This window comes from Saccharopolyspora halophila (assembly GCF_039531955.1).
Classification (GTDB): domain Bacteria; phylum Actinomycetota; class Actinomycetes; order Mycobacteriales; family Pseudonocardiaceae; genus Saccharopolyspora; species Saccharopolyspora halophila.
In genome coordinates this window covers 17,703-31,032 of sequence record NZ_BAAARA010000009.1, presented here as the reverse complement: position 1 = coordinate 31,032, position 13,330 = coordinate 17,703, and the positions used below count along the sequence as shown (strand labels likewise).

At 70.1% G+C, this 13,330-nt stretch carries 10 protein-coding genes; 6 read left to right on the top strand and 4 right to left on the bottom strand.

All coding sequences use genetic code 11. The features are described 5' to 3' along the window. The first annotated feature begins 133 nt into the window (after positions 1-133). From ABD289_RS15220 to ABD289_RS15210, 3 genes are all read left to right on the top strand, one after another. Positions 134-619, top strand: coding sequence for a VTT domain-containing protein (locus ABD289_RS15220; RefSeq protein WP_344132173.1), 486 nt, complete (start codon positions 134-136; stop codon positions 617-619). Positions 620-720: 101 nt separating this feature from the next. Beyond that, entirely contained in the window at positions 721-2,172 is a 1,452-nt protein-coding gene (locus ABD289_RS15215; protein ID WP_344132170.1) for an amino acid permease, read from the top strand. Between the two features lie 87 nt (positions 2,173-2,259). Next, positions 2,260-2,430, top strand: a complete 171-nt coding sequence (locus ABD289_RS15210) for a hypothetical protein (protein ID WP_344132168.1) — start codon at positions 2,260-2,262, stop codon at positions 2,428-2,430. Between the two features lie 167 nt (positions 2,431-2,597). Here the strand turns inward: ABD289_RS15210 and ABD289_RS15205 are convergent, their stop codons facing one another. From ABD289_RS15205 to ABD289_RS15190, 4 genes are all read right to left on the bottom strand, one after another. After that, on the bottom strand, positions 2,598-3,977 hold the full coding sequence (locus tag ABD289_RS15205) for an FAD-binding oxidoreductase (protein WP_344132166.1): 1,380 nt from the start codon (positions 3,975-3,977) through the stop codon (positions 2,598-2,600). A gap of 732 nt (positions 3,978-4,709) precedes the next feature. Next, entirely contained in the window at positions 4,710-5,636 is a 927-nt protein-coding gene (locus tag ABD289_RS15200) for an NAD-dependent epimerase/dehydratase family protein (RefSeq protein ID WP_344132413.1), read from the bottom strand. A 467-nt stretch (positions 5,637-6,103) separates the two neighbouring features. After that, positions 6,104-6,307 (bottom strand): cold-shock protein, encoded by a 204-nt coding sequence (locus ABD289_RS15195; protein WP_344132164.1) that lies wholly within the window; start codon positions 6,305-6,307, stop codon positions 6,104-6,106. Between the two features lie 371 nt (positions 6,308-6,678). Continuing rightward, entirely contained in the window at positions 6,679-7,872 is a 1,194-nt protein-coding gene (locus ABD289_RS15190; protein ID WP_344132161.1) for a Glu/Leu/Phe/Val family dehydrogenase, read from the bottom strand. Between the two features lie 450 nt (positions 7,873-8,322). On the opposite strand from ABD289_RS15190, the gene ABD289_RS15185 reads away from it, so the two are divergent. From ABD289_RS15185 to ABD289_RS15175, 3 genes are all read left to right on the top strand, one after another. Beyond that, a complete protein-coding gene (locus ABD289_RS15185) occupies positions 8,323-9,159 on the top strand; it encodes a hypothetical protein (RefSeq protein ID WP_344132158.1) in 837 nt (278 codons plus the stop codon). Between the two features lie 8 nt (positions 9,160-9,167). Then, the gene (locus ABD289_RS15180; protein ID WP_344132155.1) at positions 9,168-10,766 is read left to right on the top strand and encodes an amidohydrolase; all 1,599 of its coding nucleotides are present in this window, start codon (positions 9,168-9,170) and stop codon (positions 10,764-10,766) included. A gap of 144 nt (positions 10,767-10,910) precedes the next feature. Continuing rightward, on the top strand, positions 10,911-13,130 hold the full coding sequence (locus tag ABD289_RS15175) for a terpene synthase family protein (protein ID WP_344132152.1): 2,220 nt from the start codon (positions 10,911-10,913) through the stop codon (positions 13,128-13,130). The last annotated feature ends 200 nt before the right edge of the window (positions 13,131-13,330 follow it).

The window sequence follows — 13,330 nt, the reverse complement described above, 5'->3', positions numbered from 1 at the left end:
GCACTCCCACCTTCGTCACCGCGCTCGAAGGCCGTCAAGGCGGCGATCACCACGTCCGACGCCCCGCCGCGGCCACCGCGCGCAGCCGGTGGTTAAGGTTCTGGAGGTTTGTTCCCTGGGTACGGAGTCTCGGTTGATCGGGTGGTTGCTGGCCACTGCGGGCACTGCCGCGCTGGGCGCGGTGTTTCCGCTGGTCAACATCGAGCTCTACCTGCTCACCGCCGTGTCCACCACCACCGGCGTCAGCTGGTGGGCGTTCGCGATCGCCGCGGCCGTGGGTCAGGTCGCCGCCAAGACCGTGTTCTACTTCGCGGGACGCGGCGGCTTCGCGCTCGGCGAGCGCCTGAGCAAGCGGCTCGAGGAGAAGCGCGGCGGCCGCTGGGCGGGCTGGCTGGACGCCTTCCACCGCCGCACCCGGGAGCACCCGTGGTGGGGCATGGGCGTGCTGGCCGTCAGCGCGGTCCCGGGCCTGCCGCCGTACAGCTTGATGTGCCTGCTCTCCGGCGCGGCGGGTCTTCCGGTGCTCGGGTTTCTCGGCTCCAGCCTGCTCGGCCGCACCGGACGCTTCCTCATCATCGCCGGTGCGCCGGGACTGCTCAGCTGGACGCTGAGCGGCTGACCGGCCAAGCGGTGATCGATCACACGGAGGGTGCGGATTCGATCACCCCGCGCACGGGGTGATCGAGCCGATCCCCGGTCGGTCTTCTACCGTTCGAACTCGTGAGTCTACTGCGAACGCTGCCCGTCGAGGACGTGCTGGCACGCGGCGAGCGGAGCAGCCTGCAACGCCGGCTGACCGGCAGGGATCTCATCGGATTCGGCATCGGCGTGATCATCGGTACCGGTGTGTTCACCCTCGCCGGGGTCGAGGCGAAGGAGCACGCGGGCCCAGCCGTGGTGCTGTCGTTCCTGATCGGCGGGATCGTCGCCGCGCTGGCGGCGCTGTGCTACGCGGAGCTGGCGGCCTCGGTGCCGACCGCGGGCAGCGCCTACACCTACGCCTACGCGACCCTCGGTGAGCTGTTCGCCTGGATCATCGGGTGGGACCTGCTCCTCGAGTTCTCCCTCGGCGTGGCCGTGGTGGCCCGCAGCTGGTCGGGTTACGTCGCCAACCTGCTCGGCCTCCCCGGTCAGTGGTTCGGCGAGGACGCACCGATCAACCTCGGCGCGGTGCTGATCATCGCGGTGCTCGCGGTGGTGGCCGTCGCGGGCATCCGGGAATCGTCCTGGCTGACCAACGGCCTGGTGGTCATCAAGGTCTCGGTGTGCGTTCTGGTGATCGTGGCCGGGCTGTTCTTCTTCAACGGCGCCAACCTGGATCCGTTCGTGCCACCGGCACGGCCGCCCGAGGCCAGCACCGGCGCGCTCGAACAGCCGCTGCTGCAAGCGGTGGCGGGCATCGAGCAGTCGGTCTACGGCTTCGGCGGCGTGCTCACCGCAGCGGCCGTGGTGTTCTTCGCCTACACGGGCTTCGAGGCACTCGCCAACCTCGGCGAGGAGACCCGCAGACCGCGCCGCGACCTGCCGGTGGGCCTGCTGGGCAGCCTGATCGCCTGCACGCTGATCTACGTCCTGGTCGCGATCGTGCTCGCGGCGATGATCGACTACCGGCAGCTCGACGAGGGCGCTCCGCTGGCCGCGGCGTTCCAGACCGTCGGGCAGCCCTGGGTGGCGGCGGTGATCTCCCTCGGCGCGGTGACCGGGCTGACCTCCGTCATGCTGGTGAACCTCGTGACCATCGGCCGGATCGGGTTCGCGATGGGGCGGGACGGGCTGCTACCGCAGCGGATCTCCCGGGTGCACCGCAGGCGCGGAACGCCGCACCTGGTGACCATCGGCGCGGCTGCGCTGATCGCGCTGCTGGCCGCGTTCGTCCCGATCTCCGAGCTCTCCGACATGGTCAGCATCGGGGCCTTGTCCGGATTCCTGATCGTGTGCGTGGCGGTTCCGGTGCTGCGGCGCACCCGGCCGAACCTGAACCGGCCGTTCCGGGCGCCGTTCTCCCCGGTGCTGCCGATCGTCGCGGCGCTGGCCTGCCTGTACCTGATGGCCAACCTCGACATCCTGACCTGGATCCGGTTCGGTGCGTGGCTCGTGGTGGGCCTGGCGATCTACTTCCTCTACGGCATCCGGCACGCTCGACTCGCCACCGGGGAGCCCGTCGATACCTGACCGGCCCGGCACGCACAATCGTGGTGTCGCGGGCTGGACGCCCCGCTCGTAACGTCTAGTGCGCCGCCGCAGCCAGCAGGAGGTTGGATGAGTCCCGAAACGCCCGACGCCGACGCCGCCGAACAGGCCCGTCAGGCCGACGAGATCCCCGAGGAGAACGAGGTCGCACCCACCGATCGGCCGCTCGACGCCGATCCCGCCGACCTGGTCGATCAGCACCGCGAGGAGCCGCTCGACGACGCCTACGAGCACGACTGACCGCTCGTGGGACCGGGCAGGGGCGGGAACCCCCTGCCCGGTCGGGTGGCTCGACCACCCGACCGGTGCGGGCGAATCACCCGATCAGCGGCACCGCTGGTTCCAACGCGCCGTGCAGCCGGGCATACCGCGGCGATCCCGCGCGTCGTTCGACTCCGGATGCGGGCCTACGACGCCTCCGGCAGCACCCTGCCCGGGTTGAGGATGTCGTTCGGGTCGAGCGCGCGTTTGATCGCGTGCGAGGTCGACAGACCGGCCTCGTCGAGCTCCCGGCCGAGCCAGTCGCGCTTGAGCTGACCGACGCCGTGCTCACCGGTGATCGTGCCACCCAGCTCCAGGCCGAGCGCCATGATCGCGTCGAACGCCTGGTGCGCGCGTGCGGTCTCGTCGGCGTCGGACTCGTCGAAGGCGACCACCGGATGCATGTTGCCGTCCCCGGCGTGCCCGGCGCACAGCACCTGCACCCGGTGCTCGGCCTCGACGCGCTTCAGCCCGGTCACCATCTCCTCCAGACGCCTGCGCGGCACGCACACGTCGTCGATCAGCAGGGCCTTGCCGAGCTTCTCGTGCGCGTCACCGACCAGGCGGCGAGCCTGCATGAGCATTTCGCCCTCGGCAACGCTGTCGGAGACCACGACCTCGGCGGCGCCCATCGCGGTCGCGACCTTCTCGAAGGCCGCGAGCTCGGCCGGGGCGGCATCTCCCAGATCGGACTGCACCAGCAGCATCGCCGCCATACCCTCGGGGAAGCCCAGATCGGCGATCTGCTGGACCGCCTTCACCGAGGAGGCGTCCATGAACTCCAGCACCGACGGCCGATGGCCCTCGGCCAGGAACCCGCTGACGGTGCGCGCCGAGTCGGCGAGTTCCGGGAAGAACGCCACCGCGGTCAACGGCTGCGCGCTGGCGGGCCGCAGCGACAGGGTCACCTCGGTGACCACGCCGAGCGTCCCCTCGGCGCCCACCATCAGGCGGGTCAGGTCGTATCCCGCGACGCCCTTGGCGGTGCGGCGCCCGGTGCGCATCACTCGCCCGTCGGCGAGGACGACCTCCAGACCGCGGACGAAATCACCCGTCACACCATATTTCACGCAGCACATGCCGCCCGCGTTGGTGGAGACGTTGCCGCCGATGGTGGAAATGCTGCGGGAGCCCGGATCCGGCGGGTAGAACAGACCGCGTTCGGCGACGGCCGCGGCCAGCGCACCGTTGATCACACCGGGCTGCACCACCGCGACCTGCTCCTCGGGGTCGATGCCGATGATGGCGTCCATCTTCTCCAGCGACAGCAGCACGCACCCGTCCAGGGCGTTGCCCGCTCCGGAGAGCCCCGACCGGGCGCCCTGCGGCACGACCGCCACCCCGTGCTCGTTGGCCCAGCGCAGCACCGCGGAGACGTCCTCGGTGCTCCGCGCGCGGACGAGGGCGGCCGGGGTTCCCGCGGGGCAGAACGTGGCCCGGTCGCGGCTGTGCGCGGCCAGCACGTCCGGGTCGTCGAACACCCGGCCTTCCGGCAGCAGTTCCCGTAGCGCTTCGGTGGTGGTCATGCCCTCTCCCCGCGAATCGGTCCTACCACCACGAACCTAGACCTCCGAACAACCGCGGCCCAGCCCGTCCCACTGGCAGGAAACCCGCCGCGCGAGGTCAGATCCACGGAGCGATCGCGGTCACCCACGCTCACCGGTGCGGTCACCACCACCGTCGCGCCGCGATCGCCGCCAACGCCGCCCTGGTGAACGACCTGCTGCCGAAAGTCTTGGAGGACGGAACGCCGCATCCGGAAGCCGAACCGAGAACGGGCCGCGCTTCACCGCCACTGCCATCGGAAAGCCGTGCTGGGCAACCAATCCTCGGTGCGCTGCTGCGCTACTGTCCGAAGTTGACGAGCTGGGACGCGGGCTGTTGCGGGATGCCGGATCGATCGACGTCGAGACCGGTCGCGGGGCGACGCACGCCGACGCCGACGCGAATTAACCCACGCCCGAGCGGTTCCCGGTACCGACCAGCCGCCCGTTGCCGCACAGTTTCAGGGGTCCTTGCAGAATGCGGTGGGGCCGCTGGTTCAGGTGGGGGCTCAGCCTGCGCCGCCACGGGTTCTCAGACGTCGTCGGGCGAGGACAGCCGCGGCGCCGCGTAGGCCGCTACTCAAGGAGCGGATCCCGCAGCCCGGCGGCGTCTGAGGTTCCGCTCCCGGCACCGCCACGCAAACCGCAAACTGAAATGTCTCCTTAGGCAGAACTGTCACGAGCCCTGCACCCGGAATGTCCGTGCTGCGTTCCTCAGCCCGGCCAGAGGCCGAAGAGGTTCGCGAAGCCCTCGCGCCAGCTCGGCCAGGTGGGCCGCCAACCGAGCGTCTCTCGGATCCGGAAGTTCGTCGCGCCGCGCTGCTCCGTGAGCTGGTGGACGGTCAACCAGTCCAGCTGAGCCTTGGCCTGGTCCGCGGTCAGCGAGACCGGCGCGGGCCCACCGGCCATCCTGGCGTAGGCGGGCAGCCATTCCGAGCACTCGGCGGGTTCGTTGTCGACCACGTTGTAGACGCCCGGGTCGCCGCCCTCGAGGAATTCCAGGACCACCCCGGCAGCGTCGTCGACGTGCGTGAACGAGGTCAAACCCATTCCGTCCACCACCAGCGGCAGCTCGCTGCCGCACACCCGCGCGTGGATGTCGCCGCCCGGCGCGTACTCGGTGTCCGGGCCGTACAGCGAGCCGTAGCGCAGCACGAAACCCTCGATGCCCGCGCGGGTCAGCACCTCTTCCTCCATGGACGCCAGCGCGCGGACCACCTCGCCCCAGCAACCCGGCGCCTCCGTCCACAGTGGGGCTTCCTCGTCCAGGACGTCGTGGCCGTGCGGGCGGTAGGCGGCGGTCATGCCGGGCGCGATGAACCTGCGCGCGCCTGCCTGCACCGCCGCGTCCAGGAGGTTCTTCGAGCCGCTGGCGCGCAGCTTCGCCGTGCGGCGCATCGCCTCGTCCCGATCCGCCGCGCCGAAACCGGTCGTCTGGTCGATGACCACGTCGGGTCCGCTCTCGCGGAGGCGGTCGGAAAGCCCTTCCAGGTCGAGCACGTCGGCGACGACGACCTCGTCGGCTGGCACGTCTTCCAGCCGGTCGGTCTTGCGCACCAGCGCGGTGACGTGATGTTCACGTTCGCGCAGGAGCGGAAGCAACTTTCGACCGACAACACCGGTGGCACCGGCAACAACCACACGCAGCGGCACTACTGACCTCTCGGACCTGCTCCAGCACAATGTTTCGCGGGCCCGAGGCTACCGTCTGTGCGCACCCCGTATCGGGTGAAAAAATCTCGGATTTAGCGGTCCTTGCACTATGCGGCGGAGCCGCATGCGGTGTGGGACTCAGCCTGCGCCGCCGCGGGTTCTGACGCGTCGTGTGGCGAGGACAGTCGCGACGCCGCGTAGGTTGCTACTCAAGGAGCGGATCCCGCAGCCACACGGCGCGTCAGGTTCCGCCACCTGCACCGCCCCGCAAGCCTCAAACTGAAGATGTCTGCTTAGACCGCGAACTCGACCGCGCGACGGCGCGGGAGCGCGGTTCGGGCTGCGGCCTCTCGGGCCGGCAGCGGCAAGATCGACCACGAACCGACGGACCTTCCGGGGCGACGAGCCAGGCCGCGGGCGGCCGCTGCCCGCCGCCGCCGGAAAGTCCGATCTCGTCAGATGGTGCGGATACCCGCGGCCTGCGGGCCCTTCGGTCCCTCGGCGATGTCGAATTCCACGCGCTGGTTCTCGTCCAGCGTGCGGAAACCAGTGGCATCGATGGCGGAGTAGTGGGCGAAGACGTCAGAGCCGCCGCCGTCCGGGGTGATGAACCCGTAGCCCTTCTCCGCGTTGAACCACTTGACCGTACCGGTAGCCATTCCTTGTTACTCCCTGTTTCTACTGGCCAGGGTCAACACTGCGCAGACCCCCGGTCGCCGAGCTGATCACCCACCCGCGGAACGAGCATCGCGGCACAAAAAAAGCGCCTGCGTTCTGGCAGGCACTTCGCAGTAACGCTGGGACCAAAACCGCAACCACCAGTAACGCTAGCACTCCGGTAGCAGGTTGTCACACGTCGATCGCACGCAGTCAGGCGACCGCGTCCGAGCAGCCCGAACCGGCCCTCGAGGGCCGGTTCGGGCTGCTGCTGAACGACTTTCAACTTCCGTTCCCGATCGAGCACGGGCGGCACGATCGCGCGCCGAAGCAACCGCGCGCCCCTCGCGCCGCCCGCGCGAGACCTACCCGGTCACGGAATGCTCAGCAGCGCCTGCCCCTGCTCCTCGGCCGCCCGGTTCTGCTCGGTGCGCCGCTCGGCCATCAGCAGCGCGGCGTCCCTCGGCGTGTGCCCCTCGGTGTCCCAGGAGGCAAGCAGCGGCGGAATCTTGGCCAGCATCTCCTCCCGCAGCACCTGGAAGGACAGCACCGGGTCGGCGTCGACCCGGCCCATCAGCAGCCACCAGGCCCATGCGGCGGCGCCCGCGTTGGCCACGAAGTCCGGAATCACCGGAATCCCGCGAGCCGCCAGCATCTCCTCCGCTTCCGGGGTGACCGGGTTGTTGGCCGCCTCGACGATGACCCGCGCGGCGACGGACGGCACCTGCGCCTCGGAGATGGCGAACGAGACCGCCGCCGGGATGAGCACGTCCACCTCGATCGAGAGCACCGCCTCGCGGGGCAGCCGGGCGACGTCCTCGGGAACCTGGTCGCGGTCGATCTCGCCGAAGCGGTCCCGAGCGTCCAGCAACGCCGGCACGTCCAGGCCGTCCGGGTGGTAGAGGGTGCCGGCCGCGTCGGCCATCGCCACCACCTTCAGGCCCGCTTCGTGCAGGTAGTACGCGGCGCCACCGCCCATGGTGCCGACGCCTTGCACCCCGACCGTGGTCTCCGGGGCCTGCCAGTCGCGGGCGTGCAGCACGCCGAGGCAGCACTGCGCCACGCCGTAGCCGCCGACCACATCACCGAGCAGCAGCCCGCCCGGCACCGGGGCGTTCAGCCCGGCGCGCACCCGGCGCAGCGTGCGCTCGACGTCCGGGGCGCGGGTGATCGCGGCGTGGTAGCTCTGGTGCATCCCCAGCTCGGCGAAGGCGTCGTCGATCAAGTGCTGCGGCACGCCCAGGTCCTCCGCGGTCACCCAGTGCGCGTCCAGCCACGGCCGCATCGCGTGCAGGAACCGCCGCAGCACTCCCTTGGCCTCGGGATCCTTCGGGTCGCAGTCGATCCCGCCCTTGGCGCCGCCCACCGGCAGGTCGAACACCGCGGTCTTGCGGGCCATGCCGCGCGCCAGGTGCTCCACCTCCTCCATGGTGCAGCCGGCGCGCATCCGGGTCCCGCCGGTGGCGAGACCGGAAACCAGGCTGTGCACGACGAGATAGCCGTTGCGGCCTGTCACCGAATCCGTCCAGGTCACCTTCATGAGCGGTTCGCCGCCGACGAGTCCCATGGGCCGAACCTCCTTTCAGAGCGCATAACAAGTGCGGGCGCATTTACGCCCGATTTGACCGGATCCCGATCAGGAATGTGCTAAGGCGAGACGCCGAAAGCCGTGGAAGGCGGTAAGGGGTCGGGCCGGACGCGCAAGAAGGTTCGGTTCGAGTAGCACAAGGCCCACCTCCCACGTCCGCCCGGGGTGTAGCTCGAAGCTAAGGTTCAACGAGCCGGATTGTCAACAATCATCGCTTCGAACAAGGGTTACGTGGCTGGAACGGGTGGATTTCTCCCGGTTAATCGCCGGAAGGGCCCGCTGCGTAACGAGATCAACTCGACCGGCCCACGGCGGTGCGGCTCGGCCCTAGGCTGCGATTCGCGAACCGTTCGACAGCGCTCTCCCGGCCGCGCCGGAACCTGGGGGATCCGGACGCGGGCGCGTTGCCCTTTTGGAAGGATGAGCAGCATGAGTCAACCGGGACCAGGTGTCCAGCCGGGATCGCTGGACGAGTCGGCGCAGCAGCAGCTGATCCAGGAGATCGGCCGGGTGATCGTGCGCGCGTTGCCTCCCGGGTGGAACGAGGCCACCGTCGAGTACCGGGCGGTAGGTGAGCACCGGGAGACCATCGCGCAGCTGAAGGCCCCGAACGGAAGCGCCATCCCCCTCGCCGTGCCCGCCGAAGCCGCCGAGCTCTTCACCCGCTTGCGCGACGGCATGTACCGGCCCGACCGCGGCACCTGGGTCAGCGCGCTCTACCGCTTGCAGCGGCCCGGCAGCTACACGGTGGACTTCAACGGCGAATACCGCCCGAACTGGCGAACCGCTCCCCCTCCGCAGGCCTACGCCGAGGAGCTGCGCCGCTATCCGCGTCCCGAGTCGGCGGTTCCGGAGTGGTTCCACGACTCGACGGCAGGACCCGGCCACGACACGAGCGGCGCCCTGCGCACGGCCGAGGTGTTCGACGACGACGGGCGTCCGATCACCGATCGCCCGGACATCGCCCCCGCCGAGCGCGACCGCGTGATCGACTTCCTGGAACGCGCGCCGATAGTGCTGGCCGCGCGCAGCTACGACACCGATCGGCTCGACCCGAAGGGTCCCGCCTCGGTGCCGATGACCTTCCACACCGACGGCAGCTGGGTCTGGCCCGGCGCGGTCGGCTACTACTTGCGCACGCACGGGGTGGCACCGGAACCGGAGCTGCTCGAGCACATCCGGGGCTTGGACTTCCAGCTTCCCGAGGTCAGCGACTCGCAGCAGGAGCTCGCCGTTTCGCTGATCACCGGCGAGTCGCGGAACTAGGCCGCGCCGTGCCCGAGGTCGCCTTCGTCGACGGCCCGGTGGCCACCATGGACGCCGCCCGCTCGTTCACCGATGCGGTGCTCGTGCGGGACGGGCGGATCGCCGCGCTCGGCGAACAGGCCGTGCGGGAGCGCGCGGGTCCGCGCACCGAGGTGGTGCCGCTGCGCGGCAGGCTACTGCTGCCGGGCATGCACGACGCCCACGTCCACCCCGTCTTCGGCGGTCTCCAGCGGCTGCGCTGCGACCTCTCGGACGCCGCTGACGCCGCGGACTGCTTGAGCCGGGTCGCCGCGCACCTGCGCGCGCACCCGAGGCAGCAGTGGCTGCTCGGCAGCGGATGGGACATGGGTCACTTCGCCGACGGCTGGCCGACCCGCCGGGCGCTGGATTCCGTCACCGGGGACCGGCCCGCCTACCTGGTCAACCGCGACCAGCACGGGGCCTGGGTGAACTCCGCGGCGCTACGACTGGCCGGGGTGGACCGGAACACGCCGGACCCTCCGGACGGCCGCATCGAGCGCGATCCGGCCGGACGCCCGGACGGCACGCTGCACGAGGGGGCCACCCGGCTGGTGACGCGGGCGCTGCCGGAGGTGGACGCCGAGCACTACCTGGCCGGGCTCGCGGAGGGGCAGCGGCACCTGCACGAGCGGGGCGTGACCTCCTGGCACGACGCGATCATCGGCGACTACCTGGGCTACGACGACCTGCTGGAGACCTACCGGACGGCCGACCGGCGAGGGCTGCTGACCGGCAAGGCGCGCGGCGCGCTGTGGTGGGACCGCGAGCGCGGCCTCGACCAGATCCCGGAGCTCGTCGAGCGCCGCTCCCGGGCCCGGGGCGACCGCTTCCGCGCCGAGAACGTGAAGATCATGCTGGACGGCGTCTGCGAGAACGCCACGGCCGCGATGCGGATGCCCTACCTCGGCGATGGCGGCACCGGCATGTCCTTCGTCCCGCCGAGCCTGCTGGCCGAGGCGGTGCCGCGGTTGGCGAGCGAGGGATTCGGCCTGCACTTCCACGCGGTCGGCGGCCGCGCGGTGCGCGACGCGCTGGACGCGTTGCAGGCGGCCCCCTCGGCCGGCCCGCGCCACCAGATCGCGCACGCGCAAGTGGTGCACCCCAGCGACATCGGCCGCTTCCGCGAGCTCGGGGTGGCCGCGACGGTGCAACCGCGCTGGGCCGTCAACGACCCGTCGATGACCGAGCTGACCGTCCCCAAGCTCGGCCACACCCGGTCCGGGTGGCAGTACCCGTTCCGGTCATTGCGCGGCGCCGGGGCGGTGCTGGCGGCGGGCAGCGACTGGCCGGTCTCGGAGGCGGACCCGCTGCTCGCCGTGCACGTGGCGGTCAATCGCAGCGAACCGGGCAGCGACGAACCCCTCGGCGCCGAGGAGTCCTTGGACCTCATCGACGCGCTCGCCGCCTACACTGCTGGCAGCGCGTGGGTCAACCACGCCGAGCGCGAGACCGGCAGCGTCGAAGCGGGCAAGGCCGCGGATCTGGTGGTCCTCGACAGCGACCCGTTCTCCTTGACACGGGCGGAAATCGGACATTGCGGCGTGGACCTGACCATGGTCGACGGGGAGATCGTGCACAGCCGGTGATCAAGATCGGGTGAGCCGCTGGGCTATGTGAGCGACCCGTTTTCCCGATCGTGTGCAACGGCAGTCGCGGCATCGACCGCGCCGCGACGGCCTGGTTTCGTCGCTCCTGCGACGGGACACCATCTCCGAGGAGGCCAAGCCGACATGCCGTCCTTTCGACTGCCGGACTTCTACCTCTCCTACCCGGCTCGTCTGAATCCGAACCTGCAGCGCGCCCGCGAGCACAGCAAGCGGTGGGCGCGGCAGATGGAGATGATCGACGTCCCGCAGCAGGGCAAGGAGATCTGGACCGAAACCGACCTGGACAAGCACGACTACGCGCTGCTCTGCGCCTACACCCACCCCGACTGCGACGGTGACGAGCTCGACCTGGTCACCGACTGGTACGTGTGGGTCTTCTACTTCGACGATCACTTCGTCGAGCTGTACAAGCGCTCCCCCGACCTCGGCTCGGCCCGCGAACACCTGGACCGGCTGCGCGCGTTCATGCCGATCGAGGGCCCGATCACCGAGGAGCCGAGGAACCCGGTTGAGGCGGGCCTGGCGGATCTGTGGCAGCGCACGGTTCCCTCGATGACCGTCGATTGGCGCCAGCGATTCGCCGACAACACCAAGCACCTGCTGGACGAGTCGCTGTGGGAACTGGCCAACATCACCGAAGAGCGCCTCTCCAACCCCATCGAGTACATCGAGATGCGCCGCAAGGTCGGCGGGGCGCCGTGGTCGGCGAACCTGGTGGAGCACGCCGCGGGCGCGGAGGTACCCGCGGCGATCGCCGAAACCCGCCCGCTGCAGGTGCTTCGGGACACGTTCTCGGACGCCGTGCACCTGCGCAACGACCTGTTCTCCTACGACCGCGAGGTCTTGGACGAGGGCGAGCTCAGCAACGGCGTGCTGGTCTTCGAGAAGTTCCTCGGCTGCGACACCCAGGAGGCCGCGGACACGGTCAACGACCTGCTGACCTCGCGGCTGCACCAGTTCGAGCACACCGCGCTCACCGAAGTCCCCCGGCTGCTCGACGAGTTCGGGATCGACCCGGCCGGGCGGCTCGCCGTGCTGGGCTACGCGAAGGGCCTGCAGGACTGGCAGTCCGGCGGGCACGAGTGGCACATGCAGTCCGGCCGGTACCCGGACGGCGGCGGTTCCACCGCGGTGCTCGGCGGTCCGACGGGCCTGGGGACCGCCGGCGCCTACATCGGCAAGTCGCTGGTTTCCACCGCGCCGCAACGCATCCGGGGGTTCAGCCACGTCCCGTTCCAGCGGGTCGGGCCGATCCAGCTGCGCGAGATCGAGCTGCCGTACCAGGTGCAGCTGAGCCCGCACCTGGACGCCGTGCGCGATGACGTCGTCGAGTGGTCCCGCGAAATGGGGATGTTCGTCGACGCCCCGGCGATCTGGGACGAGGACGCGCTCCGGATGAACGACCTCCCGCACTGCGCGGCCGGTCTCGACCCGGACGCGACCCGCGAGGAGCTCGAGCTGGCCTCCGAGTGGCTCGTCTGGGGCACCTACGGCGACGACATGTACCCGCAGCTGTACGGGCACACCCGCGATCTGGCGGGGGCGAAGGCGCAGAACGCCCGGCTCAAGGAGCTGATGCCGCTCGACGGCGCGAGCACCGAGGTGGTGCCGGTGAACATGCTGGAGCGTTCGCTGCTCGACCTGTGGCGTCGCACCAGCGCGCCGATGGACGCCGGGCAGCAGGAGACCTTCCGGCAGGCGATCTGCACGATGATCGACAGCTGGGTCTGGGAGCTGGACAACCAGCACCAGAACCGGGTGCCGGATCCGGTGGACTACTTCAACATGCGCCCGCGCACCTTCGGTTCGGACCTCACGATGAGCCTGTCGCGCTTCTCGCACGGCAACGTCGTGCCGCCGGAGATCTACGAGAACCGCACCATCCGCAACATGGAGAGCTCCGCCAGCGACGTGGCGACGATGATCAACGACCTGTTCTCGTTCCGCAAGGAGATCGAGTTCGAGGGCGAGGTGCACAACGCGGTCCTGGTGGTGCAGAACTTCCTGGACTGCGATCTGGAACGCGCCTTCGACATCAGCTACGGCCTGCTGCACACCCGGCTCGAGCAGTTCCAGCACACCGTCGAGGTGGGACTTCCGAACCTGTTCGAGGAGTTCGAGCTCGGCACCGAGGCGCGCCGGGTCCTGGAGCAGTACGCGACCGAGCTGCAGGACTGGATGGCCGGAATCCTCAACTGGCACCGGCACTGCAGGCGCTACTTCGACGAAGAGCTGCGGTACAACACACCGCTGAGCGGTGCGCGCGTGTCCGGGATCCCCGGCCCGCCAACGGTGGAGTCGTTCTACACACCGTCGATGCCGTGGAACCCGGTCGCGGGCTGAAGGGTCCATTCAGTTCGTGGCTGAGCCGCTGTTCCAGGTGCGGAACCGCCCGCACCGCTGCGGGTTCTCAGACGTCGCCGGGCGAGGACAGCCGCCGCCGCGCAGGTCGCTGCTCGAGTCGCGGACGCCGCAGCCCGGCGGCGTCCGAGGTTCCGCTACCCGCGCCGCCGCGCGAACCGCGACTGAAACACCTCCCCGAG

What these genes read in the sequence shown, in the direction of transcription:
- ABD289_RS15205 (WP_344132166.1), bottom strand. Translation starts at nt 3,977, where the DNA reads ATGACCACCACCGAAGCGCTACGGGAACTGCTGCCGGAAGGCCGGGTG.
- ABD289_RS15185 (WP_344132158.1), top strand. Translation starts at nt 8,323, where the DNA reads ATGAGTCAACCGGGACCAGGTGTCCAGCCGGGATCGCTGGACGAGTCG.
- ABD289_RS15175 (WP_344132152.1), top strand. Translation starts at nt 10,911, where the DNA reads ATGCCGTCCTTTCGACTGCCGGACTTCTACCTCTCCTACCCGGCTCGT.
- ABD289_RS15195 (WP_344132164.1), bottom strand. Translation starts at nt 6,307, where the DNA reads ATGGCTACCGGTACGGTCAAGTGGTTCAACGCGGAGAAGGGCTACGGG.
- ABD289_RS15190 (WP_344132161.1), bottom strand. Translation starts at nt 7,872, where the DNA reads ATGGGACTCGTCGGCGGCGAACCGCTCATGAAGGTGACCTGGACGGAT.
- ABD289_RS15210 (WP_344132168.1), top strand. Translation starts at nt 2,260, where the DNA reads ATGAGTCCCGAAACGCCCGACGCCGACGCCGCCGAACAGGCCCGTCAG.